The 25727-nt window shown below is 65.3% G+C and carries 25 protein-coding genes; 23 read left to right on the top strand and 2 right to left on the bottom strand.

Annotated features, from left to right (window positions below):
- Positions 1-8 precede the first annotated feature (8 nt).
- The 18 genes from ABC729_RS02230 (at position 9) to ABC729_RS02145 (ending at position 20848) form a co-directional block, all read left to right on the top strand.
- A complete protein-coding gene (locus ABC729_RS02230) occupies positions 9-1457 on the top strand; it encodes a UDP-N-acetylmuramoyl-L-alanyl-D-glutamate--2,6-diaminopimelate ligase (RefSeq protein ID WP_495606034.1) in 1449 nt (482 codons plus the stop codon).
- A 31-nt stretch (positions 1458-1488) separates the two neighbouring features.
- Positions 1489-2967: a UDP-N-acetylmuramoylalanyl-D-glutamyl-2,6-diaminopimelate--D-alanyl-D-alanine ligase gene (locus ABC729_RS02225; RefSeq protein ID WP_495606033.1), complete on the top strand. Its 1479-nt coding sequence runs from the start codon at positions 1489-1491 to the stop codon at positions 2965-2967.
- Positions 2957-4042, top strand: coding sequence for a phospho-N-acetylmuramoyl-pentapeptide-transferase (mraY, locus tag ABC729_RS02220; protein WP_495608627.1), 1086 nt, complete (start codon positions 2957-2959; stop codon positions 4040-4042). Before ABC729_RS02225 ends, mraY begins: the two co-directional genes overlap by 11 nt.
- Positions 4043-4050: 8 nt before the next feature.
- Complete coding sequence (gene murD / locus ABC729_RS02215; protein ID WP_495606032.1) at positions 4051-5448, top strand: UDP-N-acetylmuramoyl-L-alanine--D-glutamate ligase; 1398 nt, start codon at positions 4051-4053, stop codon at positions 5446-5448.
- Between the two features lie 2 nt (positions 5449-5450).
- Complete coding sequence (ftsW, locus tag ABC729_RS02210) at positions 5451-6575, top strand: putative lipid II flippase FtsW (protein ID WP_495606031.1); 1125 nt, start codon at positions 5451-5453, stop codon at positions 6573-6575.
- Positions 6572-7678, top strand: coding sequence for an undecaprenyldiphospho-muramoylpentapeptide beta-N-acetylglucosaminyltransferase (gene murG, locus ABC729_RS02205; protein WP_495606030.1), 1107 nt, complete (start codon positions 6572-6574; stop codon positions 7676-7678). The genes ftsW and murG overlap by 4 nt, the downstream gene beginning before the upstream one ends.
- On the top strand, positions 7675-7884 hold the full coding sequence (locus tag ABC729_RS02200; RefSeq protein WP_495606029.1) for a hypothetical protein: 210 nt from the start codon (positions 7675-7677) through the stop codon (positions 7882-7884). Before murG ends, ABC729_RS02200 begins: the two co-directional genes overlap by 4 nt.
- Positions 7885-7887: 3 nt before the next feature.
- Complete coding sequence (murC, locus tag ABC729_RS02195) at positions 7888-9312, top strand: UDP-N-acetylmuramate--L-alanine ligase (protein ID WP_495606028.1); 1425 nt, start codon at positions 7888-7890, stop codon at positions 9310-9312.
- Between the two features lies 1 nt (position 9313).
- On the top strand, positions 9314-10261 hold the full coding sequence (gene murB / locus ABC729_RS02190) for a UDP-N-acetylmuramate dehydrogenase (protein WP_495606027.1): 948 nt from the start codon (positions 9314-9316) through the stop codon (positions 10259-10261).
- Positions 10262-10500: 239 nt separating this feature from the next.
- Positions 10501-11436, top strand: a complete 936-nt coding sequence (locus tag ABC729_RS02185; protein WP_495606026.1) for a D-alanine--D-alanine ligase — start codon at positions 10501-10503, stop codon at positions 11434-11436.
- On the top strand, positions 11424-12341 hold the full coding sequence (locus ABC729_RS02180; protein WP_495606025.1) for a cell division protein FtsQ/DivIB: 918 nt from the start codon (positions 11424-11426) through the stop codon (positions 12339-12341). Before ABC729_RS02185 ends, ABC729_RS02180 begins: the two co-directional genes overlap by 13 nt.
- A gap of 13 nt (positions 12342-12354) precedes the next feature.
- Positions 12355-13635 carry a cell division protein FtsA gene (gene ftsA / locus ABC729_RS02175; protein ID WP_495606024.1) on the top strand — a complete coding sequence of 427 codons (1281 nt, stop codon included), beginning with the start codon at positions 12355-12357 and terminating at the stop codon, positions 13633-13635.
- A gap of 111 nt (positions 13636-13746) precedes the next feature.
- Positions 13747-15444 (top strand): cell division protein FtsZ, encoded by a 1698-nt coding sequence (ftsZ, locus tag ABC729_RS02170; RefSeq protein ID WP_495606023.1) that lies wholly within the window; start codon positions 13747-13749, stop codon positions 15442-15444.
- Between the two features lie 355 nt (positions 15445-15799).
- Positions 15800-16693 (top strand): UDP-3-O-acyl-N-acetylglucosamine deacetylase, encoded by an 894-nt coding sequence (lpxC, locus tag ABC729_RS02165; RefSeq protein ID WP_495606022.1) that lies wholly within the window; start codon positions 15800-15802, stop codon positions 16691-16693.
- A gap of 181 nt (positions 16694-16874) precedes the next feature.
- Entirely contained in the window at positions 16875-17630 is a 756-nt protein-coding gene (locus tag ABC729_RS02160) for a substrate-binding periplasmic protein (protein WP_495606021.1), read from the top strand.
- A 228-nt stretch (positions 17631-17858) separates the two neighbouring features.
- A complete protein-coding gene (locus ABC729_RS02155; protein ID WP_495606020.1) occupies positions 17859-18620 on the top strand; it encodes an outer membrane protein assembly factor BamD in 762 nt (253 codons plus the stop codon).
- 28 nt (positions 18621-18648) lie between these two features.
- On the top strand, positions 18649-20325 hold the full coding sequence (recN, locus tag ABC729_RS02150; RefSeq protein ID WP_495606019.1) for a DNA repair protein RecN: 1677 nt from the start codon (positions 18649-18651) through the stop codon (positions 20323-20325).
- Between the two features lie 262 nt (positions 20326-20587).
- Positions 20588-20848: a hypothetical protein gene (locus ABC729_RS02145; RefSeq protein ID WP_495606018.1), complete on the top strand. Its 261-nt coding sequence runs from the start codon at positions 20588-20590 to the stop codon at positions 20846-20848.
- 86 nt (positions 20849-20934) lie between these two features.
- On the opposite strand, the gene ABC729_RS02140 is transcribed toward ABC729_RS02145, so the two are convergent.
- Positions 20935-21417: a peroxiredoxin gene (locus ABC729_RS02140; RefSeq protein ID WP_495606017.1), complete on the bottom strand. Its 483-nt coding sequence runs from the start codon at positions 21415-21417 to the stop codon at positions 20935-20937.
- 139 nt (positions 21418-21556) lie between these two features.
- On the opposite strand from ABC729_RS02140, the gene ABC729_RS02135 reads away from it, so the two are divergent.
- The 4 genes from ABC729_RS02135 (at position 21557) to ABC729_RS02120 (ending at position 23597) form a co-directional block, all read left to right on the top strand.
- Complete coding sequence (locus ABC729_RS02135; protein ID WP_495606016.1) at positions 21557-22156, top strand: YqgE/AlgH family protein; 600 nt, start codon at positions 21557-21559, stop codon at positions 22154-22156.
- A 124-nt stretch (positions 22157-22280) separates the two neighbouring features.
- Complete coding sequence (gene pal / locus ABC729_RS02130) at positions 22281-22805, top strand: peptidoglycan-associated lipoprotein Pal (protein ID WP_495606015.1); 525 nt, start codon at positions 22281-22283, stop codon at positions 22803-22805.
- 52 nt (positions 22806-22857) lie between these two features.
- Positions 22858-23175 carry a type II toxin-antitoxin system prevent-host-death family antitoxin gene (locus ABC729_RS02125; protein ID WP_495606014.1) on the top strand — a complete coding sequence of 106 codons (318 nt, stop codon included), beginning with the start codon at positions 22858-22860 and terminating at the stop codon, positions 23173-23175.
- Positions 23172-23597, top strand: coding sequence for a type II toxin-antitoxin system VapC family toxin (locus tag ABC729_RS02120; protein ID WP_495606013.1), 426 nt, complete (start codon positions 23172-23174; stop codon positions 23595-23597). The genes ABC729_RS02125 and ABC729_RS02120 overlap by 4 nt, the downstream gene beginning before the upstream one ends.
- A 14-nt stretch (positions 23598-23611) precedes the next feature.
- Here ABC729_RS02120 and epmA read toward each other — a convergent pair whose 3' ends face one another.
- The gene (epmA, locus tag ABC729_RS02115) at positions 23612-24667 is read right to left on the bottom strand and encodes an EF-P lysine aminoacylase EpmA (protein ID WP_495608626.1); all 1056 of its coding nucleotides are present in this window, start codon (positions 24665-24667) and stop codon (positions 23612-23614) included.
- A 66-nt stretch (positions 24668-24733) separates the two neighbouring features.
- On the opposite strand from epmA, the gene ABC729_RS02110 reads away from it, so the two are divergent.
- Positions 24734-25702, top strand: a complete 969-nt coding sequence (locus ABC729_RS02110) for a lipid II:glycine glycyltransferase FemX (RefSeq protein ID WP_495606012.1) — start codon at positions 24734-24736, stop codon at positions 25700-25702.
- Positions 25703-25727: the final 25 nt, after the last annotated feature.

The following is a 25727-nucleotide window of genomic DNA, read 5'->3' as shown; positions in this document are numbered from 1 at the left end:
CGGAGATCATGGCATCACGCACAGAACTGGCGGTATCGGCGCTGGCGCTGGAACGCGACCCACCCATCACCAACCTGACGGCGGATAGCCGCAAGGTCGTGCCCGGAACGCTGTTCGCCGCGTTGCCGGGCACGCTGCGTGATGGGCGTGATTTCATTCCCCAGGCCATAGCATCCGGTGCCGTCGCCATCCTGGCACCCAAGGGCACCACGCTTCCCGAGGGCGCCGAGCATGTGACCCTGATCGAGGATGCCAATCCCCGCCGCCGTCTGGCCCTACTGGCCGCCTCATTCTCCGGAGAGCAGCCGCAGAAGATCGCCGCCGTCACCGGCACCAATGGCAAGACCAGCACGGCGCAGTTCACGCGCCAGATCTGGGCCGGCCTGGGCCATAAGGCCGGGGCGATGGGCACGCTGGGTCTGGTCGCCCCCGGTTTCCCGCAGACCGACAGCCTGACCACGCCCGACCCAGTCGCCCTGCATGCCACGCTGGCCGATGTCGCCAGGGCCGGCGTCACGCATCTGGCGCTGGAAGCGTCCAGCCACGGGCTGGATCAGTACAGGCTGGACGGGGTGCTGGTGTCCGCTGCCGGTTTCACCAACCTGACGCGCGACCATCTGGATTATCACGGCACCATGGAGGCCTATCTGAAGGCCAAGCTGATGCTGTTCGACCGCGTGATGCCCAAGGGGGCGACCGCCGTCATCAATGCCGATATCCCGGAATTCGAGCAGATCGCCGCCTGCGCCCACGCGCGCAAGCAAACGGTCATCGGCTTTGGCGAAGCTGGCCGGGAACTGCGCGTCATCGAGGTGACGCCCCTGCCCCATGGTCAGCGGCTGGAGCTGGAGATTTTCGGGCGCCGCCGGACGGTAGAGATGCCACTGGTCGGGCGGTTCCAGGTGTGGAACGCGCTATGCGCCCTGGGGCTGGCCATCGGCACCGGCGAGGATGCCGACAAGACCGCCGATCAGCTGTCGCTGCTGACGGGCGTGCGGGGCCGGCTTGAGATGGTTGCAACCCTCAAGAATGGCGCGGCGGTCTATGTGGATTACGCCCATACGCCGGACGGGTTGGAGACGGTGCTGCACGCGGCGCGGCCCCATACGCATGGCAAGCTGTCGGTCGTGTTCGGCTGCGGCGGCGACCGGGACAAGGGCAAGCGGCCCATGATGGGCGCCATCGCGGCCCGTCTGGCCGACCGCTGCATCGTCACCGACGACAACCCGCGCAGCGAGGTACCGGCGACGATCCGGGCCGCGATCATGGAGGCCTGCCCCGGCGCGCTGGAAGTGGATGACCGGGCCAAGGCCATCGCGGTTGCCATCGGCGAACTGGGTCCGGGCGACGTGCTGATCATCGCCGGCAAGGGGCATGAGCAGGGGCAGATCGTGGGGACCGAGGTCCGTCCCTTTGACGATGCCAGTGTGGCCCGGCAGGTGGTGGCGGGTCTGTAAGGGTTTGGTTCTTTTGGGTGGAGTGGGTCGGATGGTTGACATCCTGTGGACGGGCAATGAAGTGGCGGCGGCCTGCAATGGCAAGGCGCTGGGCGATGCTGCCTGGACCGTCACAGGCGTGTCCATCGACAGCCGCACCATCGCCCAGGGCGACCTGTTCATCCCGCTGAAGGGACCGAATTTCGACGGCCACGCCTTTGTCGCCCAGGCCCTGAACCAGGGTGCCGCCGGTGCCATCGTGGCCGATATCCCAAAGGGTCTGGAGGGTGATGCCCGCCTGATCAAGGTGGATGACACGATGCTGGCCTTGCAGGACCTGGGCCGCATGGGCCGGGTGCGGGCGGGCGGCAAGGTCATCGCCGTCACGGGTTCGGTCGGCAAGACGGGCACCAAGGAGGCGTTGAAGGTCGCCCTGGACAGCCAGGGCAAGACCTTCGCCACCGTCGGTTCCTTGAACAACCATTGGGGCGTGCCGCTGTCCCTGTCGCGCTTTCCCGCCGACAGCCGGTTTGGCGTGTTCGAACTGGGCATGAACCATGCCGGTGAGATCGGGCCCCTGTCGCGCATGGTGCGGCCCGACATCGCCATCATCACGACGGTGGAGGCCGTGCATATCGAGTTCTTCGCCAGTGTCGAGCATATTGCCGACGCCAAGGCGGAGATTTTCGAGGGCATGGACGCGTCGGGCACGGCCATCCTGCCGCGCGACAATGCCCATTATGCCCGGCTTCTGGCCGCTGCCCGTACCCAGGGTCTGACCCGTATCCAGTCTTTCGGCACGCAGGAAGGCGCGGATGGCCGGCTGATCGACTATCGGGGCTATGCCGACCATGGCGTGGTCATGGCGCGCATTGACGGGATCGACGTCACCTACACCATCCCACTGCCGGGCCGGCACCATGCCGTCAATTCGCTGGCCGTCCTGCTGGCCGTGAAGGCGGCGGGCGGGGATGTGGCGGAGGCGGCGGAAGCGCTGGCCGGTCTGGCCCCCATTAAAGGGCGGGGGCAGCGGCGGGCGATTGAGGTTGAGGGGGGTACCTTCACCCTGATCGATGAAAGCTATAACGCGTCGCCCGTTTCCGTGGCCGCAGCCGCCGGCGTGCTGGGTGCGGCGGAACTTGGCCCCAAGGGGCGGCGTATTGCCGTTCTGGGCGACATGCGGGAGTTGGGTGACCATGCGCCCGTCCTGCATGCCGGTCTGGCCGACCCGTTCGTGAAGGCCGGCACCGATCTGGTTTTCTGCTGCGGTCCCAATATGCGCCATCTGTTTGACGCATTACCCGCCGACAAGCGCGGCACACACACAGCCGACAGCGCCACCCTGGCCCCCATCGTCACCGCCGCCGTCAAGGCAGGCGACGCCGTGATGGTCAAAGGGTCCGCCGGCAGCCGCATGGCGCTGGTGGTGGAGGCGCTGAAGGCGATGGATCGCGCCCAACAGGATAATAACCCGCAAGGGACGACCGCCGGGAACAAGGCGGGCAAACCGAGAGACAATGATGCTGTATAACCTGCTCTATCCCCTGGCGGACGAATTCCAGATCTTCAACCTGTTCCGGTACATCACGTTCCGGACGGGCGGGGCCGTGATGACGGCGCTGATCATCAGCTTTGTGATCGGGCCGCGCGTCATCCGCTGGCTGAAATCGAAGCAGGGCGAGGGTCAGCCGATCCGCACCGACGGGCCGGAAACGCATCTGAAGAAGAAGGGCACGCCCACCATGGGCGGCCTGATGATCATGATCGCCGTCATCGTCTCCACCCTGCTGTGGGTCGATCTGACCAACACCTATACCTGGATCGTGCTGCTGGTGACGGTCGGGTTCGGTCTGGTCGGGTTCGGCGATGATTATCTGAAGCTGACCAAGCGCAATACCAAGGGCCTGTCGTCCAAGGTGAAGCTGGTCGCCACCCTGGTGGTCGCCGCCGTCGCCACGGGCTGGTACCTGATGGCCACGCCGTGGGAGATGGGCACCGGTCTGGCCCTGCCCTTCTTCAAGGATCTGCTGATCCATCTGGGCTGGTTCTATGTGCCCTTCGCCATCGTCGTCATCATCGGCTCCAGCCACGCCGTGAACCTGACGGATGGGCTGGATGGTCTGGCGACCGTGCCGATCATGATCGCGGCTTCCTGCTTCGGCCTGATCGCGTATCTGTCGGGCAATGCCATCTTCTCCAACTATCTGGGCATCCACCATGTGCCGGGCACAGGCGAGCTGGCCGTATTCTGCGGCGCGCTGGTCGGGGCCGGCCTGGGCTTCCTGTGGTTCAACGCGCCGCCGGCCATGGTGTTCATGGGCGATACCGGGTCGCTGTCGGTGGGTGGGGCCCTGGGTGCCATCTCCGTCATCACGAAGCATGAACTGGTGCTGGCCATTGTCGGCGGCTTGTTCGTGCTGGAGGCGCTGTCGGTGATGATCCAGGTGGCGTCGTTCAAGCTGACGGGCAAGCGGGTGTTCCGCATGGCCCCGATCCACCATCACTTTGAAAAGAAGGGCTGGTCGGAACCGACCGTCGTTATCCGGTTCTGGATCATCGCCGTCATCCTGGCGCTGGTCGGCCTGTCCACCTTGAAGCTGCGTTGAGGGTTGGAATGATTGATCTTGGCCATCTGAAAGGTCGCAGGATCGCGGTGATGGGTCTGGCCCGGTCGGGCCTGACGGCGGCACGCGCCCTGAAGGCGGCTGGGGCCATGCTTCTGGCCTGGGACGATGGCGCCGGCGGGCAGAAGGCGGCGGCAGAGGCCGGGATTGATCTGACCAACCTGCACGACACCGACTTTGCCGGTATTGACGCCCTGGTTCTGTCGCCCGGCATTCCGCACACTTATCCGGCACCCAATCCCATCGCGGCCAAGGCCAAGGCGGCGGGCGTGCCGATCATCAGCGATATTGAGCTGCTGCGTCAGGCGCGGCCCGACGCCACCTATGTCGGCATCACCGGCACCAACGGCAAATCCACCACCACCTCTCTGGTCGCCCATATCATCGCGGGCACGGGCAAGCCGACGCAGGTGGGCGGCAATCTGGGCATTCCGGCCCTGTCGTTCGAGGCGTTGGGTGCGGACGGCGTCTATGTGCTGGAAATGTCCAGCTATCAGCTGGAAATCACGCCGTCGCTGGGCTTTGACGCGGCCGTCCTGCTGAACATCACGCCCGACCATCTGGATCGGCATGGCGGCATGGATGGCTATATCGCAGCCAAGAAGCTGATCTTCCAGAAGGGGATGGCGACGGGCACCCAGGTGGCCGTGATCGGCATCGACGATCCGCATTGCGCACAGATGGCCCTGGAGCTGGACGCGGAGTTTCCGGCCAAGGTCATCCGCATCAGCGCCGAAGGCCCGGTCAGCGGTGGTATCGGGGTGGAGAACGGGGTTCTGGTCGATGATCGGGGCGGACATCACCATCCCATCACGGACCTACGCAGCCTGCCCTCCCTTCCCGGCCGGCATAACTGGCAGAATGCCGCCGCCGCCTATGCCCTGTCGCGGGCCGTCGGCATCAGCCATGCCGACATCCTGGACGGGTTGCGGACCTTCCCCGGCTTGGCCCATCGCCAGAGCCTGGTGGGGACTATTGACGGCGTGCGCTTCATCAATGACAGCAAGGCCACCAATGCCGACGCGGCGGCCAAGGCGCTGGCCTGTTACCAGCCCATCTACTGGATCCTGGGCGGCAAGGCCAAGGATACGGGGCTGGACGGGCTGGACAGCTTCATGCCCGCCGTGGCGCATGCCTTCCTGATCGGCGATGCCACGGAAGCCTTCGCGCAATGGCTGTCGGCGCGCGGCGTGGCGCATACGCGCTGTGGCACCATGGATGTCGCCGTCGGCGCCGCCTTTGCCAAGGCCAAGGAAGACGGGCGGGAGGCACCGGTGGTGTTGCTGTCCCCGGCCTGCGCCAGTTTTGACCAATATCCGAATTTCGAAGTGCGCGGCGATGATTTTGCGACCCGCGTCAGGGCCTTGTCCAATGGGGGGATTGTCTGATCATGGTTTCCTTCTCCCGCACCGATCATTCGATCCTGGGCCGCTGGTGGTGGACCGTTGACCGCTGGACCATGGCGGCGGTCATCCTGATCGCCACCATCGGCGTGATCCTGGTCCAGGCGGCCAGCCCCGCCGTGGCGACGCGCATCGGCACCGACAGCTTCCACTTCATTGAAAAGCATCTGCTGGTCCTGATCCCCTCGCTGGGCCTGATGTTCGGCGTCTCGCTGCTGTCACCCAAGGGGGTCCGGCGGCTGGCGGTGGTGATGTTCCTGGCCGCCGCATTTGGCGTGTTCCTGACCCTGTTCATCGGGATGGAGATCAAGGGTGCCACGCGTTGGTTGCAGCTGCCGGGCCTGTCAGTGCAGCCGTCGGAATTTCTGAAGCCGGCCTTTGCGGTCGTGGCCGCCTGGCTGTTCGCCCTGCACCGCACGCAGGAGAATGTGCCCGGCATCCCCGTGGTGATCGGGCTTTACGGCCTGATCGTCGTGCTGCTGATGAGCCAGCCGGACCTGGGCCAGACCTTCGTCATCACCTGCATCTTCTTCGGCCAGTTCTTCCTGGCGGGCCTGCCCATCGTGTTCGTGGCGTCCTGCATCGTGATGGGCGTGGGCGGTCTGGTCGGGGCCTATTTCCTGTTCCCGCATGTGCAGAGCCGTATCGACCGGTTCCTGGACCCCGCCGCCGGTGACAATTATCAGGTGGCCCGCTCCCTGGAAGCGTTTGAGAAGGGCGGCATCTGGGGCACCGGGCCGGGCCAGGGCACGGTCAAGATGTCCATCCCCGACAGCCATGCCGACTTCATCTTCTCCGTCGCGGGCGAGGAGATGGGGATGATCACCTGCATGATCATCATCTGCCTGTTCGGCTTTGTCGTCCTGCGCAGCTTTGCCCGCGCTTCGAATGATCAGAGCCTGTTCGTGATGCTGGCGGCCAGCGGCCTGACCATGCAGTTCGGTTTGCAGGCCCTGATCAATATGGGATCGGCGCTGCACCTGATGCCGACCAAGGGCATGACCCTGCCCTTCATTTCCTATGGCGGGTCGTCGCTGATCGCGCTGGGGATCGGTATGGGCATGGTGCTGGCCCTGACCCGCAAGCGGTTTGGACCGGGAGAAGCGCTATGACCGCTTCACGCCCCATCATCCTGGCCGCCGGGGGCACCGGCGGCCATATGTTCCCGGCAGAGGCGCTTGCCCGCACGCTGATCGCGCGCGGGCATTCGGTCATTCTGGTGACCGACAAGCGCGGCAAGGCCTTTGGCGACAACCTGCCCGATGTGCGGGTCGAACGTATCCGCGCCGCCACCTCCGCCCCCGGCATCATGGGCAAGCTGCGCATGGTGGTGGAGCTGGTGGTGGGCACCGCCCAGGCGCGGTCGCTGCTGCGGCAGTTGCAGCCGGCGCTGGTGGTCGGGTTCGGCGGCTATCCGTCGCTGCCCACCGTGTTTGCGGCGCAGTCGGCGGGTATCCCCACCCTGCTGCATGAACAGAATGCCGTGCTGGGCCGTGCCAACCGATTGCTGGCCGCCAAGGCGCGGATGATCTGCACCAGCTTCCCCAGCGTCGCCGGCCTGCCGGCGGTGGATGGGCGGCGTATCATCCGCACCGGCAACCCGGTTCGCCCCGACATCCTGGCGCTGCGCGATGCGCCCTATCCGTCGCCCTATGCCGGCGGGTCGCTGAACCTGCTGGTCACAGGCGGCAGCCAGGGGGCCGCAATCTTTGGCGAGGTGCTGCCGCGCGCGGTGGAAATGCTGCCCGAAGAGGTGCGTTACCGCCTGAAGATCGTGCAGCAGGCGCGGGCGGAGAATATCGAGGCGGCCCGCAGCGCCTATGCCCAGATGGGCGTGGAGGCGGAACTGGCCACCTTCTTCAAGGATATGCCAGCCAAGCTGGCGGGTTGCCACATGATGATCGCCCGTTCCGGTGCCGGAACGGTCGCAGAATTGTCGGTGGTTGGCCGCCCTTCCCTGCTGGTTCCGTACCAGTACGCCATGGATGACCACCAGACGGCGAACGCGAAATCGCTGGTGGAGGCGGGTGGTGCCTGGCTATTGCCACAGCAGGAATTCACACCCGTTGCGGTATCGGAACAATTGGCCGCCTTCCTGGCCGATCCGACCCGTTTGACCGGGGCGGCGAAGGCCGCCGCATCCTGGGCCATCCCGGATGCGGCGGACCGTCTGGCCGATGCCGTTGACCTGTTGGTGAAGGGGGATGCCGCATGAGCGTGATCGGGCTTACCACTGAACCGACACTGGCCGAGCTGGAGCGCGCCTTTCCCTTGCTGCTGAACGGGTTGACGCGCCGGCGCTTCAGTCTGCCGCAGCCGCCGAGCGCTTTGAAAGGCGGGTTTGTTTCACAGATGGAACAAAAAATCGCCCCGCGCTTGCATCATGATTGTTCCACCATCACCCGTCGCCTTGGAGTTTGACCCATGCGGGCTTTGCCGCTGAATATCGGAACCCTGCATTTCGTCGGCATCGGCGGTATCGGCATGTCCGGCATCGCCGAGGTGTTGCACAATCTTGGCTATGCCGTGCAGGGCAGCGACATGGCCGATAATTATAATGTCCAACGGCTGCGCAAGCTGGGCATCAAGGTGGAGATCGGGCACCGGGGTGAAAACCTGGGCGATGCCGCCGTTTTGGTCATTTCTTCCGCTGTGAAGAAGGACAATCCTGAGGTCGTGGCGGCGCGGGCCAGCATGATCCCGGTGGTGCGCCGGGCGGAGATGCTGGCCGAACTGATGCGCCTGAAATGGTCCATCGCGGTGGCCGGCACCCATGGCAAGACCACCACCACCAGCATGGTTGCGGCCCTGCTGGAAGGCGGGGCCATGGACCCGACCATCATCAATGGCGGCATCATCAATTCGCTGGGCACCAACGCCAAGCTGGGCAGCGGCGACTGGATGGTGGTGGAAGCCGATGAAAGCGACGGCACCTTTACCAAGCTGCCCTCCACCATTGGCATCGTCACCAATATGGACCCCGAACATTTGGACCATTACGGGACGTTCGAGGAGGAGCGGAAGGCCTTCGACCGGTTTGTCGAGAATATCCCCTTCTATGGCTTCGCGGCCCTGTGCATCGACCATCCCGAGGTCCAGGCCATGCTGGGCCGGGTGGATCGCCGCGTCGTGACCTATGGGTTCAGCCCGCAGGCCGATGTACGCGCGGTCAATATCGAGACCAATACGTCCGGCTGTTACTACGATGTCGAGCTGTCCGACCGGGCGGCGTCGGAGGCGCGGACCATCACGGGCATCCACCTGCCCATGTATGGGCTGCACAATGTCCAGAACTCGCTGGCCGCCATCGCGGTCGCCATCAGCCTGGGCATCAGCGATGACAGCATCCGCAGCTCCTATGCCAAGTTCACGGGCGTGAAGCGCCGCTTCACCAAGACCGGTGAAAGCAACGGCGTCGTCGTCATTGATGATTACGGTCACCATCCGGTGGAAATCGCCGCCGTGTTGAAGGCCGCGCGCATGGCCGGCACGGGCCGCACCATCGCGGTCGTGCAGCCGCACCGCTATACCCGCCTGCAAAGCCTATTCGCGGAATTCTGCACCTGCTTCAACGATGCCGACGCGGTTGTCGTGGCCGATGTCTATGCGGCCGGCGAACAGCCCATCGAGGGGGCGGCAAAGGATGATCTGGTCGAAGGCCTGCGCGTGCGCGGCCACCGCAACGTCACGGCGCTGTCCAGCCCCGCAGCCCTGCCCAGCCTGATCGCCGAGATCGCCAAGCCCGGCGACATGGTGGTCTGCCTGGGTGCTGGCACCATCACGCAATGGGCCAACAGCCTGCCGGGCGAACTGGACAAGCTGGCCACCCTCAACAAGGTGGGCGACTGACATGGTACAGGTGCTGGATGGACAGGCGCTGACCAGTCGGTTGAAAGAAGCCGCCCCCGATATCCGGGGACGGCTGACCCCGGATGCGCCGCTGGGCCCCAGCACCTGGTTCCGTGTGGGCGGCAAGGCCGAGGCCCTGTTCCGCCCGGCGGATGCGGATGATCTGTCCTATTTCCTGGCCCATTGCCCCGCCGATGTGCCCGTGACGGTCATCGGTGTTGCCAGCAATCTGCTGGTCCGCGATGGAGGCGTGCCCGGTGTCGTGATCCGCCTGGGTGGGCCGTTCGCGGACGTGGCGGTGGAGGGGGACCGGATCATTGCCGGTGCCGGTGCCCTGGACCTCAATGTCGCGCTGACGGCGCAGGAGGCGGGGCTGGCGGGGCTGGAGTTCCTGTCGGGCATTCCCGGCACCATTGGCGGGGCCGTGCGCATGAATGGCGGTGCCTATGGTGCCGAGACCGTGGATGTCGTCCTGTCGGCGGAGGGCATTGACCGCCGCGGCGTGAAGCACAGCTACACCCGTGACGAATTGCACCTGACCTACCGCCATTGCGGGGTGGCGGATGATGTGATCTTCACCGGCGCGGTGTTTCAGGGTCGGCCCGACGATCCCGCCGCCATCCAAGCGCGCATCGACGCCATCCAGCAGGCCCGCGCCGACAGCCAGCCCGTGCGCGCCCGCACCGGCGGGTCCACCTTCGCCAACCCGGACGGGCATAAGGCCTGGCAGTTGATTGATGCCGCCGGGTGCCGGGGTCTGACCATTGGCGGGGCACAGATCAGCGAGAAGCATTGCAACTTCCTGCTGAATTTGGGCGACGCGACCGCCCATGATATCGAATCGCTGGGTGAGGAGGTTCGGGCGCGCGTCAAAGCGAACAGCGGCGTGGATTTGCGCTGGGAAATACGCCGGATCGGACTACCCCGTTCGAACGGGGGTGAGTCATGAATGTCACCTTCGCCGGTAAATGTGAGTCTCTGCTGCAACAGGTCGCAGAGCCCCGAGTCGCTTTTTTAAAAACGCCGCATTTTGGCGCTTGCAGCCCCGTAATCCGTCGCTTACACCGAATCTTGTGGGAAGGCTGGGGCTGCCTCACACAACATCTTGCGATAGCGCAGAAATTGCCGGAAAGGCCGGCAGGAATGGCGACGCGTCAACACGCGTCAGCCAAAGGGGGAACTGTTGTGATGGGTACCGAGAACCGTTCGAAGCATGTCGCCGTCCTGTTGGGCGGATGGTCTGCCGAGCGGGAAGTGTCCCTGGTCAGCGGGTCCCGCATTGCCGAAGCCCTGGAGAGCAAGGGCTACAAGGTCACGGCCATTGATGTGCAGCGCGATCTGGCCGGCCTGATCGCCGCCCTCACCCCGCATCCCGACGTGATTTTCAACGCCCTGCATGGCAAGGGCGGCGAGGATGGGTTGATCCAGGGCGTTCTGGAATATCTGGGCGTGCCCTACACCCATTCCGGCGTCATGGCGTCTGCCGTCGCCATGGACAAGGCCCTGACCAAGCGCATCCTGGCGACCGTGGGCATGCCGGTGGCCGATGGCGTGATCGCCACCAAGGAACAGGTCTTGTCGGGCCATGTCATGGCCCCGCCCTATGTCGTGAAGCCCGTGGATGAGGGTTCCAGCGTCGGTGTGCGCATCGTGCGCGAGAGCGACAATTTCACGGTGCTGGAAGAAGATAGCTGGGTCTATGGCCGCCGCGTGCTGGTGGAGAAGTTCATTCCGGGCCGGGAGCTGACGGTCGGCGTCATGGGCGACCGCGCCCTAACGGTCACCGAGATCGTGCCCAAGACCGCCTTTTACGATTACGAAGCGAAATACGCCGATGGCGGTTCCGTCCATGTCTGCCCGGCCCAGATCCCGGCGGATGTGGCGGAAGAGGCCAAGCGTCTGGCGCTGCTGGCGCATCAGGTGCTGGGCTGTTCGGGCGTGTCGCGCACCGACTTCCGCTGGGACGACGCCAAGCCTGGCGTCAGCGGCCTGTGCTTCCTGGAGACCAATACCCAGCCCGGCTTCACGCCGACCTCCCTGCTGCCCGAACAGGCGGCATCGCTGGGCATCAGCTACGCCGATCTCTGCGCCTGGATTGTGGAGCATGCAAGATGCCACGCGTGACGCCCACCGCCCCGCCGACCACGGATAATCCCCGCGCGCGTTTCGCCGAAACGCAGAAGCGCGCCACCCTGCGCGCAGCACAGGAGGCGAACCGCCGCCGCGCCCTGCCCCGCTGGGCCGAGCCGGCGATGAAGATTGCGCGGCGGTCGGCGCCTGTGCTGGCGCTGGCACTGGTCGGCACCTGGGTCTGGGGTTCGGGCTATGGCGAGCTGCTGGTTCATGCAGGCACCGACAAGGTCCTGACTGCCAGTGTCGAGGCCGGGCTGTCGGTGCAGGATGTGACCGTGGTCGGGCGCGAGAAGGCGGCGCAGGCCGACCTTCTGAACGCGTTGGCGGTGCAGCGTGGCACGCCCATCCTGGCCTTTGACCCGCACAAGGCGCGTGAAGCGCTGGAACAGATCCCGTGGGTCCGGCAGGCCCGTGTCGAACGCCGCCTGCCCGACACCATCGCCATCACCATCACCGAGCGCGAGCCGATGGCCCTGTGGCAGCATGACCGCCAGATGCGCCTGATCGATGGCGATGGCATCGTGCTGACGGCCAATGACCTGTCGAAATGGCCCAACCTGCCGCTGCTGGTGGGACCTGACGCGCCCAAGCGCGGGCCGGCGCTGCTGCATATGCTGCGCGACGAGCCGTCCATCGCGCCCATGGTGGAGGCCGCCATTCTGGTCGGTGGTCGCCGCTGGGACCTGCGCCTGAAGAATGGCGTGGATATCCGCCTGCCCGAACATGATGTGCCCGGTGCGCTGAAACAGCTGGCCATGGTCCAGCAGACAAACAGCGTTCTGGACAAGGATGTGGTCGCCATCGACCTGCGCATCCCGGACCGCCTGTCGGTCCAGACCTCCGCCGCTGCGGCCGATCTGCGCCGCAAGCCCCCCGAAAAGAAGCAGAAGACCTGAGGAAGCGGCGAACATGGCATTTCCCGGCGCCCTCAATACCCGGACCAAGACCCGCAAGGTCACGCGCGGCGGCACCATCGCCGCGCTGGACGTTGGCTCGTCCAAGGTCGTCTGCTTCATCGCCAAGGTCGATGATCCCGGCAGCATCCGCGTGGTCGGTATCGGCCACCAGATCAGCCGGGGCGTGCGGTCGGGCGGCATCGTCGATATGGAGGCGGCAGAGACCGCCATCGGCACCACGGTCCATGCCGCCGAAACCATGGCCGGCGAACAGATCCGCGAGGTTCTGGTCAGCCTGTCAGGCGGGCAGCCGGAAAGCCAGACGCTTGTCGCTGAAACAGCGGTGACGGGGGCGGAGATTGGCGACAGCGATGTGCGCCGCGCCCTGACCGAGGCGCGCAAGCTGGACGTATCGCCGGACGCCGAACTGATCCATTCCATCCCGGTCGGTTACGCAATTGACGGGGTCAAGGGCATCCGCGACCCGCGCGGCATGGTGGGCGAACGGCTGGGCGTGCGCACGCATGTGGTGACCGCCGCCGGCGGCCCGGTGCGCAACCTGTCCACCTGTGTCGGGCGCTGCCATCTGGGCGTCGAAAGCTTTGTGATGAGCCCCTATGCCGCCGGCCTGTCGTGCCTGGTGGAAGATGAGATGGAACTGGGCGTCACCGTCATCGATATGGGCGGCGGCACCACCAGCATGGCCGTGTTCAACGATGGCAAGATGGTGTGGTGCGACAGCATCCCGCTGGGCGGGGGCCATGTCACCAATGACATTGCCCGTGGCCTGACCACCCCGGTCGCCCAGGCCGAGCGGTTGAAGACCCTTTACGGGTCCGCCGTGTCCGCCGTGTCGGACGAGCGCGAGATGATCGACGTGCCCCAGGTGGGCGAGGAAGAGCGCGGCCAGACCAACCATGTGCCGAAATCGCTTCTGGTCGGCATCATTCAGCCGCGCATGGAAGAGATTTTCGAACTGGTGCATGGCCGCCTGGACCAGTCCGGCTTTGCCAAGGCCGCTGGCCGCCGCGTCGTCCTGACGGGTGGTGCCAGCCAGCTGTCGGGTGTGCGCGAACTGGCCGCCAACGTCCTGGACAAGCAGGTGCGCCTGGGCCGTCCGCTGCGGATTGGCGGGCTTGCTACCAATGTTTCCGGCCCGGCCTTCGCGTCGGCTGCCGGCCTGCTGGCCTATGCCATGCAGCAGAATCACGAAATGCCGGCGCTGGCCCCCATGCCGGAAAAGTCCACCGGGCTTTGGGGCCGCGTCAATGGCTGGCTGCGGGAGAATCTATGACCCGAAGACCATGCCGCAGGCCCCGCGCCCGCCGACGAGCAGCCAAAGCCTGAACCAACCGTTCCCGCCGCCTTTCCCGATTTCCCTCCCCCGCCAGAGGAGCCCACAGCGATGAGCATCAAACTCGGTATCCCCAGCGTCGAAGTGCAGACCAAGCCCCGCATCACCGTGTTCGGTGTCGGTGGTGCCGGTGGCAACGCCGTCAACAACATGATCCGTTCCGCGCTGGAAGGGGTCGAGTTCGTGGTGGCCAATACCGACGCGCAGGCGTTGCAGGGTAACCTCGCCTCCAAGCGGGTTCAGCTGGGCTCCACCATCACCCGCGGCCTGGGTGCCGGATCGCGCCCCGATGTGGGCCGTGCCGCTGCTGAAGAGCAGCTGGAAGAAATCCTGGGCCATCTGTCGGGCACCAATATGTGCTTCATCACCGCCGGCATGGGTGGCGGGACCGGCACGGGTGCCGCCCCCGTCATCGCCCGTGCGGCGCGTGAACAGGGCATCCTGACGGTCGGCGTGGTCACCAAGCCGTTCAATTTCGAAGGCGCGCACCGCATGCGCACCGCCGAAAGCGGCATTGGCGAACTGGCCCAGTATGTCGATACGCTGCTGATCATCCCCAACCAGAACCTGTTCCGTATCGCCAACGAGAAGACGACGTTCGCCGACGCCTTCAAGATGGCCGACGATGTTCTGCATGCCGGTGTGCGCGGCGTGACCGATCTGATGGTCATGCCCGGCCTGATCAACCTGGACTTTGCCGACATCCGCACCGTGATGAGCGAGATGGGCAAGGCCATGATGGGCACCGGTGAGGCCGAGGGCGATCGCCGCGCCATCGACGCCGCCGAGGCCGCCATCAACAACCCGCTGCTGGACGATATCAGCATGAAGGGCGCGCGCGGCGTGCTGATCAACATCACGGGCGGTCATGACATGACCCTGTTCGAGGTGGATGAAGCCGCCAACCGCATCCGTGACGAGGTCGACCCCGAAGCCAACATCATCTTCGGTTCCACCTTCGACGAACATATGTCGGGCAAGATGCGCGTCTCCGTCGTTGCCACCGGCATCGACAATGCCGTGCAGCAGCGTCCGCCCGTGGGCCAGCCGCAGTTGCAGGTCGTGTCGGGCCGCCGTGTCGCCCCGGCCCCGGCGCCCGCCGCCGCCCCGGCTGCCGCCGTTGCCAGCATCCCGCCGGCCCCGGCCAACCCGATCCCGGCCCGCCCGGCCCTGCAGCCCGCCGCCATCCCCGGCATTGCCGCCGCCCCCGCCTTCGCCCCGATGCAGCCGGCCCCGATGCCGGGTGCTGCCGTGGCGGTGACGGAAGAAGCGGCACCGGTCGTGACGGATGAAGCCGCCGAAGCCCAGGCCGCCGTGGCCATGGCCGCCGCGACCGCCCCGCAGCCGCAGCACGAACTGCGCCCGTCCGACATGCGCCCGGCCGCCCCGGCGCGGCGCGACGACGCCTTCATCCCGCCGCGCGCGGCCGAAGGTGCCCCGCGCAGCAGCCAGCCGATGGCACCGGAGCGGTTCACCCCGCCGGCCCCGCAGCCCGAAAAGCGCGGCCTGTTCGCCAAGCTGTTCGGCGGCGGCGCCCCGCAGCCGGCCCCGGCCGCCCCGCGCATGCCGGCCCCCGCCCCGCAGGCACCAGCCCCGCAGTTCAACGCCCAGGCGGCCCGTCAGGCCGCCCCGGCCCCTGCCCCGCAGCCGGTGGCCCAGGCTGCCCCGCAGGCCCCTCGTCCCAAGACCGCGCAGAGCGAGGAAGAGATGCTGGACATCCCCGCCTTCCTGCGTCGTCAGGCGAATTGAGACTCTGAACTTCGTTCAAAATCAAACGCTTATCGCAACGCACAAGGGGCCGGTCCGGCGGGGACCGGCCCCTTTCCTTTTTGGTCACCGCCACAATTAAGACAAAATTATGAATACGTTTCAGGCACTTACCAGTCTTCGCCGTAACAATCGGTAACAAAGAGTGATTTGAAGCTGGACGCGCACTCTGTCATTTTGACGATGCGGCGATCAGAATTACCGCATTGCAACGCAGGTGGGATGGCGTTGCACTCCACATGGCCCCCGGCCAAGGTCGGGACAGCCATTCGGAGCCGGTGGCTGGATTTCCGTATCAGGGGGCGTTACTGTCGATTTATCGGAAAGGGACAAGCCCATGTCCTGGCAACAGACGCTCAATACGACCATTCACTGCGCTGGTGTCGGCCTGCACTCGGGCCGCCGGGTTCGCATGACCTTGCGTCCGGCCCCGGTCGACCATGGCATCTGCTTCATCCGTACCGATGTCCCCGCCGACCACGCCGTCATTCCGGCCCGATGGGATCTGGTGGCGGATACGCGTCTCTGCACCCTTCTGAAGAACGAGCATGGCACCAGCATTGGCACCATCGAACACCTGATGGCCGCCCTGCGCGGCCTGGGCATCGATAATGCCGTGGTCGAGGTGGACGCCCCGGAACTGCCCATCATGGATGGCAGTTCGGCGGAGTTCGTGTTCCTGATCGAATGCGCCGGGATTAAGCAGCAGGATCAGCCCCGCCGCCTGATCCGTGTGCTGAAGGACGTGCGCGTGCAGGATGGCGATAAGATCGTCAGCCTGTCGCCCGCCCCGGTCAGCAGCTTCCGTGCTGAGATCATCTATGACAACACCGCCCTGATCCGCCGTCAGGAAGGGTTCCTGCGCCTGACCGACGGTGCCTTCAAGGCGGAAGTGGCCGATTGCCGCACCTTTGGCTTCGCCCATGAGGTGGAGGCGATGCGCAAGGCGGGCCTGGGCCTGGGTGGGTCGCTGGACAATGCCGTCGTCATTGATGGCGACCGGGTGATGAATCCGGGTGGCCTTCGCCACGCGGATGAGTTCATCCGTCACAAGATCCTGGATGCCGTCGGCGACCTGTATCTGGCAGGCGGCCCCATCCTGGGCCATTACCAGGGCCTGCGCCCTGGCCACGCCATGAACAACGCCATCTTGCGCGCCCTGTTCGCCGACAGCAGCGCTTGGCGTCGGGAAGATGCAGAAATCTGGGACGGTCGCGCCGCCGTGGCGTGAGCTGTTCGGGCATCTCATTCCCATGATAAAAGAGGGCGCGGGTTCATCCTGCGCCTTTTTTTTCACGGGACTGTCACTGGCAATTCCCGCATCATAGGGCAGTATCACGTCGTTCCGAGGGCGAGCGATGTTGCGACGGCCATTTCCCAGCCTGCTTCTTGCCACCCTGCGGGGCTTGGCCATGGCCTTTTTGATGGCTGTGGCAGCCGTGATCGTGGCCCGCGCCGACACCGCCCCTGATGGCGCGGGTATCACCATCCGGCTGTCCAGTCTCGACTGGCCCCCTTTCAGTGGCGAGAACCTGCCGAACCGGGGGCTGACCACCGCCATTGTGGAACGCACCCTGGCCCGCGCGGGTCTGTCCGTTGACGTGAGCTTCCTGCCCTGGCAGCGGGCCGTGGTAACGGGCCTGAAGGCCCCCGGCCACGCGGGATATTTCCCGGAATATCAAACGGCTGCCAGCCGTGCCCAATGCCTGCTGTCTGCCCCCATCGGCAGCAGCCCGCTGGGCTTTGCCGAACGAACGGCGGCACCGGTGACATGGCGCAGCCTTGCCGATCTCGGGGGGCGGCGCATTGGCACGGTTCGCGGCTATGTGAATACCGACAGTTTTGACCTGGCCGCCACCGACGGCACGCTCAGCGTGGAGCCGGCGGTCGATGACGCCACGAACCTGCGCAAGCTGGCGGCGGGAAGACTGGACATGGCGGTGATCGACGCCAATGTCCTGTCACATCTATTATCGGCGGACCCGGACCTGCGACCGTTGCGCGCGGGCCTGCGCTTCAATCCCCGTCTGCTGGAAGACAAGACACTGCATGTCTGCTTTCGACCCGGCCCGGAGGGCGAGGCGCTGCGCCGCCGCTTTGACAAGGCGCTGGCCGAGGACAGGCCGGATTCCATGCTGCAAGCGGCGCGCCCCCCGGCGGAACAGTGATAACGGGGCCTCGTATGCCATGGTTCCGCCAGGATTTGCACCCATCTTCCGCGAAAAGCGCCTTTGCGTGCGTGCCCGTGACGTTTGCCGCTTGGCGGTGGCGGTCCCGTGCGTGCTATAAGGCATCCCGCATTCATGCTTGCTGCTTGGTTGTCCTTGCCGATGCTCCGCACCGAACGTCCGAACCGCCGCGCCCGTGTCCTCCGCCATTTGGCGCCGGTCGCCCTCATGTTCCTCGCCGCCTGCTCGGGCAAGAAGGATGAGCTGCCTTATGTCGAGCGGCCGGTAGAGCAGATCTACTCCGAGGCGGCCAACGCCATCGACAACCGCAACTATACCAAGGCGGCCCTGCTGTTCGACGAGGTCGAACGCCAGCACCCGTACAGCCAGTGGGCCGTGCGCGCGCAGCTGATGGCCGCTTATTCGCACTATCAGGCGCTGAAATATGATGACGCGATCACGACGCTGGATCGCTTCATCGCGCTGCATCCCGGCAACCGCAATGCGCCTTACGCCTTCTATTTGAAGGCGCTGTGCAATTACGAACGCATCAGCGATGTGCGCCGCGACCAGGGCACGACCTATGAGGCGCTGAAGAACCTGCAGGAAGTGGTCCGCCGGTTCCCCAGCACACCCTATGCCCGCGATGCCCGCCTGAAGATCGACCTGACCCGCGACCATCTGGCCGGTAAGGACATGGAAGTGGGCCGATTCTATATGGCCACCGGCGAATATATGGGCGCCATCAAGCGCTTCCGCCGCGTGGTCGACGAATATCAGGCCACCAGCCATGTGCCGGAAGCCCTGCACCGCATGGTCGAGGCCTATCTGGCCCTGGGCATCCGGGAAGAGGCGCAGGCCAATGCTGCCCTGCTGGGCCATAATTATCCCGGCTCTGTCTGGTATCAGGATACCTACGCCCTGATGAACCGCAGCGAACGCGGCGTGAAGCCGTCGCTGTTCCAGCGGGCCGTCGACTGGCTGTTCTGATCTCCCTCTCCATTGTCCTGGCTGCGCCATGCTTGTCACCCTGTCGATCCGTGACGTCGTCCTGATCGAACGCCTGACGCTGGCGTTCCAGCCGGGGCTTTGCGTTCTGACCGGGGAGACCGGGGCCGGCAAATCCATCCTGCTGGACGCCCTGGGTCTGGCGCTGGGCGCCAGGGGCGACAGCAGCCTCGTCCGCCATGGTTGCGAACAGGCCAGCGTCACCGCCGAATTCGACCTGGGCCGCCGCGGTGACCACCCGGCCTTCGCCATCCTGCGCGAGCAGGAGCTGGAGGTGGAGGACACGCTGGTCATCCGCCGCACGCTGACCAATGACGGGCGGTCGCGCTGTTTCGTGAATGATCAGCCGGTGGGCGTGACCTTGCTGCGCCGGCTGGGCGAAACGCTGGTGGAGGTGCATGGGCAGTTCGACACCCATGGGCTTCTGGACCCGCGCACCCACCGCGACCTGCTTGACGATTACGCCCAACTGTCGGTGCAGGGGCAGAAGGTGGCAGCATCCTGGCGCGCCTGGCGGCAGGTGGAACAGGCCCGCCTGACGGCCGCCGAGGATGCCAATCGCGCGCGGGCCGAAGAGGATTACCTGCGCCACGCCGTGGAAGAGCTGGACCAGCTGTCGCCCGAGGAGGGCGAAGAAAAGTCGCTGGCCGAACAGCGTATCGTGCTGCAGCACCGCGAAAAGTTGATCGAGAGCCTGACCCAGGCATCGACCGAGCTGTCGGGCGAACGCGGGGCGGAACGGGCCCTGGCATCGGCGCTGCGCACCCTGTCACGCATCGCCGACAAGGCCGGCGGCAAGCTGGACCCCATCATCTCCGTCCTGGATCAGGCGGCCAGCGAGGTGGGCGAGGCGTCGCGCGCCATCCAGGGCTTTGCCGCCGATATGGATAGCGATGGCGGCAATCTGGACAAGATCGAAGAGCGGCTGTTCGCCCTGCGCGCCGCTGCCCGCAAGCATGGGACGGATGTGGACGGCCTTGTCAGCCTGCGCGCCGCGATGGCGGCCAAGCTGAACCTGATCGAGGATCAGGGTGACCTTCTGTCAAAACTGGCGGCGCAGGCGGAGACGGCCAAGGCCAGTTACCTGGAGGCGGCCAAGGCCCTGTCGGCGGCGCGGTCCAAAGCGGCGGGCAAGCTGGATCAGGCGGTCGCGGCGGAACTCAAGCCCCTGCGCCTGGAAAAGGCGCGATTCGCCACCAAGGTGGAACAGCTGGGCGAGGAGGGATGGAGTGCCGCCGGGATCGACGATATCGCCTTCCAGGTCGCCACCAACCCCGGCACCCCGCCGGGACCGCTGGCCAAGATCGCGTCGGGCGGTGAGCTGGCGCGTTTCATGCTGGCGCTGAAGGTGGTGCTGGCGCAGGTGGGGACCGTGCCGACCCTGGTGTTCGACGAGATCGATACGGGTGTGGGCGGGGCCGTGGCCGATGCCATCGGCGAACGTCTGGCCCGGCTGGGCCAGCACGATTTGCAGGTCCTGGTCGTCACCCACAGCCCGCAGGTGGCCGCACGCGGCGCCCATCACTGGAACGTCCGCAAGAAGGTCAGCGCCGGGCGCACCGCCACAGAGGTTGTGGCCCTGTCGATGGAAGAGCGGTTGGAAGAAGTAGCCCGCATGCTGTCGGGTGCCGAAATCACCCAGGCGGCCCGCGCGGCGGCGGAAAGTTTGCTGGCCGGGCGGGGGTGAGAAATGACCGGGACCCGCCTTCCCCGCCCCCTTTCTGGCGCGTCCCCTATTTCGATGCCGCGATGCGGCGGCCAGATCGGCAAAACATCACGTCAGAGGCCGTTCTGGCGGTGCTGGCCGCGCCCATTCAACAGGTGCGACAAAGCGATGGTCGTGTGTGATATTGGGGATGGAATGCGCAAACCGGCAAATGGCTGCGCGTCATTGTCGAACCTGATGGTGAAACCATCCTGAATGCCTTCTGGGATAGAGGCTTCAAACCATGAACGACAAGATCGGCCCGATCTTCTATGAACCCAGTACCGATATGCTGTGGGTCGAACTACGCCCCTGGCCCGGCGACGATGTCGGGGATGAGGCAAATGTCGGCGGACGGGAGCCGGAACCCGGCCTGATCGTGCATTATGCGCGCGATGGTGAGCCGTGGGCGTGGGAGGTTGAGTATGCCTCGCGACGCCCGGACCTTGTCAGCCACGCGCTGGCGGCAGTGCGAGCGGCCCAAGGTTATTCCCGCGCCGCCTGATTTCACTTTGATTTGGGGCGGACCATTCCCCTTTCCCCCACCCACCTTTTAAGGGGGATGGGGGAAAGGCCGGTCCGCCTTTACGATCACAGCACCTTCAGAATGTGCTCAGCGCTCGACACTTCGAACGCGCCGGGCTTTTCCACTTCCAGACGGGTGACGACACCATCTTCGGCGACCAGGGCGAAGCGCTGGCTGCGGTGGCCCAGATTATAGGCGGTGCCGTCCATTTCCAGGCCCAGGGCCTTGGTCAGGGCACCATTGCCGTCGGGCAGCATGGTGACCTTGCCGGCCACGTTGTTCTGCTTGCCCCAGGCCTGCATCACGAACGGATCGTTCACGGCCATGCAGACAATGTCTTCCACGCCCTTGGCCTTGATGGCGTCGGCATTGTCCACGAAGCCCGGGAGGTGCTTGGCCGAGCAGGTCGGGGTGAAGGCACCGGGGACGGAGAACAGGACGACCTTCTTGCCCTTGAACAGGTCGTCGGTGCTGACCTCCTGCATGCCGGACTCGGTCAGGTGCTTCAAGGTGACCGACGGGACGCGGTCGCCAACCTTCACGCTCATCTGGGTATCCTCCACAAAGGGGACGTTGATTGAACCTATGCGCCGTTTCTAGGCCACACCCGATCTTGCGACAAGCAAAAGGGCGTTTGCGAAAAACCACCCCCACCGGCGGCCCAGGCTGCTATGATCGGGTCACAGGATGAAAGCCACACCGCAGCCCATGCCGACATCGCCCAAGAAACCCCTGAATTCATTCACCGGTCAGTTCCTGATCGCCATGCCGCAGATGCCCGATCCGCGGTTTGAGAAGACCGTGATCTATATCTGCGTCCATAATGCCGAAGGGGCCATGGGGCTGGTCGTCAACAAGCTGTTCGACGGGATCAGCTTCACCAGCCTGTTGCAACAGCTGGATATTGAAGTAACGCAGCCGGCCCGTGAATTGACGGTGCATTTCGGCGGACCGGTCGAATCGGGGCGCGGCTTCGTTCTGCACAGCGCCGATTACAATCGGGAGGGCAGCGTGCAGGTCAGCGATCAGGTCGTGCTGACCGCCACAGTCGATATCCTGCGCGCCGTGGCGGAGGGCCAAGGGCCGCAGAAGGCCATCCTGGCGCTGGGCTATGCCGGGTGGGGCCCCGGTCAGTTGGACGAGGAGATGCAGCAGAATGGCTGGCTGCACGCGCCCGCCGACAATCGCATCCTGTTCGATACCGACCAGGACCGCAAATGGGAACGCGCCCTGGCCAGCCTGGGCATCAATTTGTCCATGCTGTCGGCCGATGTGGGCCACGCTTGATCCGGCCATATGCCCAACACAGGCCCGGCTTTGGTCCAAGTCCCGCCGCAATCGCAGGCTTGGATGATGCGGGGCCGCCGGTCTTGCCGACCGGTGGAAAACATCTGGGAATGAGAGATACAAGATGAAGCGCACCAATCTTCTGCTGCTGGCACCCCTGATGGCGCTGGCGGCCTGTTCATCGGTCAGCGACCGCGACAAGGATGCCAGCAGCAGCGGCGGCGGCTACACCACGCCGTTCCCCGGCACCGGTACACCCACCACCGGCGTCGAACAGTCGAACCTGAATTCCAACCTGTCCCCGCAGCAGCAGCTGGCGCAGATCGGTGACCGCGTGTTCTTCGGTCTGGATCAGTTCGAAGTGTCGCCGGAATCGGCCTCGACCCTGGACCAGCAGGCACAGTGGCTGCGCGCCAACCCCGCCATCACCCTGACCATCGAGGGTCATTGCGACGAGCGCGGCACGCGGGAGTACAACCTGGCCCTGGGTCAGAAGCGCGCCGACAGCGTGCGCCGGTATCTGGTGGCCGCCGGCATTGATGGCAGCCGCTTGCAAGTCATCTCCTTCGGCAAGGAACGCCCCGCCGTGGCCGGTTCGTCCGCCGATGTCTGGGCCCAGAACCGCCGCGCCGTCAGCGTTGTGAATTGAAGAGAGCCACCGCCTGACCTATGATGGTTAAATAGGACCAGAGGAACGGGCAATGTCCGGCACCAAGCAGGCAAGGCGGAGTGGATCGGGCGGCGGGGCGAAACGCCCCGCCAATGCCGGTTCATGGACCGGGCGGGCCGCACGCGATCACCTGGGTGAACTGATCCGTCGGACCCATGCGGAAGGGCCGCAGGTCGTTACCCTGAGAGGGCAAGCACCGGTCATGGTCGTTCCGGTTCCCCCACCCCCCATGTCCCCAGCCGCGCAGGAACATAAGGTGCCGCTGGGTTCATTCCTCCGCAGCCTGGACAGCCTTTCCGGTATCGATCTACAGCGCGATCATGATGCTGAACGGGAGATCGCCCTTTGACGGCATGGCTGTTGGACACCAACGTCATCGCGGAGGTGGCAGGCAGACGCAGCGATGCCAATGTTCTGAAGTGGCTGTTGGCCCAACCGGAGAGTGCCCTTCATCTCAGCATATTGAGCTTCGGCGAATATCAGAAGGGTATTGCCCATTTGCCGACCGACGACGCCCTGCGCCTGCGTATTGAGGAACAGCTGGCCGCATTGCGGCGACGCTTCCTGGGGCGGATCATCGGCATCGATGAACAGACGATGCTCATCTGGGGTACCCTCAGTAACCGCGTCAAGCGTCACGCTGGCCACCCGCCGCCGGTAATTGACGCCCTGTTCGCCGCGCAAGCGGTGCAGCACAATCTCACGCTGGCGGCACGGAACATCCGTGATGTGCAGCATACGGGCGTCACGGTGCTGAACCCTTGGTCGTGACCGCAGCAGGCACTTTAAGTCACCACCACCGGTGCCCACAGCACATCATCGATACTATCGGCACCGGCAATGATCATGGCCAGACGATCGAAGCCCAGGGCAATGCCGGCGCTGTCGGGCATATGCGGCAATGCTGCCAGGAAATCCTCATCAATCGGGTAGCGTTCGCCGTAGAGCCGTTCCTTCTCGGCCATGTCGGCCTCAAACCGCGTGCGCTGGAGGACCGGGTCGGTCAGTTCACCGAAGGCATTAGCCAGTTCCACCCCACATCCATACAGCTCAAACCGCTCCGCCACGCGCGGATCATCCGGCTTGGGACGGGCAAGCGCCGCCATGGAGACGGGGTAGTCGGAAAGAAAAGTGGGCACGTCCATGCCCAGATGCGGTTCGATCCGATCCAGGCTGACCCGGAAGAACAAATCTTCCCAGGTGTCACTGTCGGCTACGCGGATGCCGATACGCGTCACCTCTGCCGCCAGACGGTCTCGGTCGGGGCGCAGGGGATCTGGGGCGGTGGCGAGAAGATCAATGCCGGCATAGTGCAGGAAGGCATCCTGTACGCTCAACACGCGCCAGTCCGCAAACGGATCGCATTCAACGCCCCGAAAACACAGCTTATCCTTGCCCGCCGCAACACAGGCCGCGCGGACCAGGGCCACGCAATCATCCATCAGGTCACGATAGCCGGCCCCCGCCCGATACCATTCCAGCATGGCGAATTCCGGATGGTGCGTGCCGGATCGTTCACCATTGCGATAGACATGCGAGAGCTGAAACAGCCGGGGCACACCTGCCGCCAGCAGCTTTTTCATGGTGAACTCAGGACTGGTGTGCAGGTAGAGGCGGCGGCGATCATCGGGGTGTGGCCCGATCAGATCGGTCGCAAAGGCCATCAGATGCACCTCCAGTCCAGGTGATACCTGCAGGGAAGGCGTCTCCACCTCGTCAAACCCCTGTTCCTCGAACCAGCGGCGCAATGTGCGCATCACCGTCTGCCGCACGGCCAGATGCGGGCGCTTTTTTTGGAAATGGTCGGGGTGCCACCAGGGGGGCGAAACGGTGCGGCGCATGATCACTCGACAGCGGGCGGGCAAGACGGGCACTCTCGCCTTCCCGCCCGCGAGTTGCAATCCCCGATGACCGACCAAGAGACCATCCCCAATCTGCGCATCGTCTGGGACGTGGGCCGCCTGTCGGAATGGTCCCGCCTGCTGGCCGAGTGCGGGCAGAGCAGCCTGACGCAGGGGTTCGGATACAATCAGGCCATGCTGACGGTGGAGGGCTGGCGGCCCCGCCTGGGCATTATCGAACTGTCCGACCGGCCCATCGGTCTGGTGGTGATGAGCGAGCGGCGCGTGTTCAAATTGATCCGCGTGGCGCGCCTGCACCGTGGGCCGCTGCTGCGGCCCGAAGCACGCAAGCCCGCCGTCTTCGCCATGGTCATGAAGCTGATCCGCAAGGAATATCCCAGCGGGCCCCTGAACTGGACCGCCGTCGTCCCGGAATGGGGGGCAGGCGAAGAGGCAGAGGCCATGATGCGCTGGGCCGGGTTCCGGCGCGATAAGACACCGGGATACCGGACCCTGTGGGTCGATCTGCGCCGCGACGAGGCAGCACTGCGCGCCCGGCTGGCGCAGAAATGGCGCAATGCGCTGAATCAGGCCGAACGCGCGGGCCTGAGCGTGGAGATCGACCGCGACGGCAAGACGCAGCTGCCCTGGCTTTTGGAGCAGTACCAGAAGGACAAGGCAGCCAAACGCTATCGCGGGCCGTCACCCAAGCTGGTGATCCGCATGCGGACGGGCATGCACAAGGATGGCGATATCCTGCTGCTGCGCGCCGTCAAGGACGGGGTGCCGGTGGCCGGCATCCTGATCATAGGCCATGGCAAGGCCGCCACATACCAGATCGGCTGGTCCGACGCGGCGGGCCGCGCGGCGCGGGCGCATAATCTGCTGCTGTGGCGGGCCATGCAGGAACTGAGGCGCCAGAGGCGGGACTGGTTCGACCTGGGCGGCATCCTGCCCGACGAAGCGCCGGGGGTGACGGCGTTCAAGCGCGGCATGGGCGGGGACGAGGTCGAACTGGTCGGCGCGTGGCGTTGAAACAACGCCATGCACAAAGTTCGAC

The organism is Niveispirillum sp. CC-CTL257, assembly GCF_059489915.1.
Note: the sequence above shows the minus strand (reverse complement) of the source record. Positions and strands in the feature narration are given on the sequence as shown.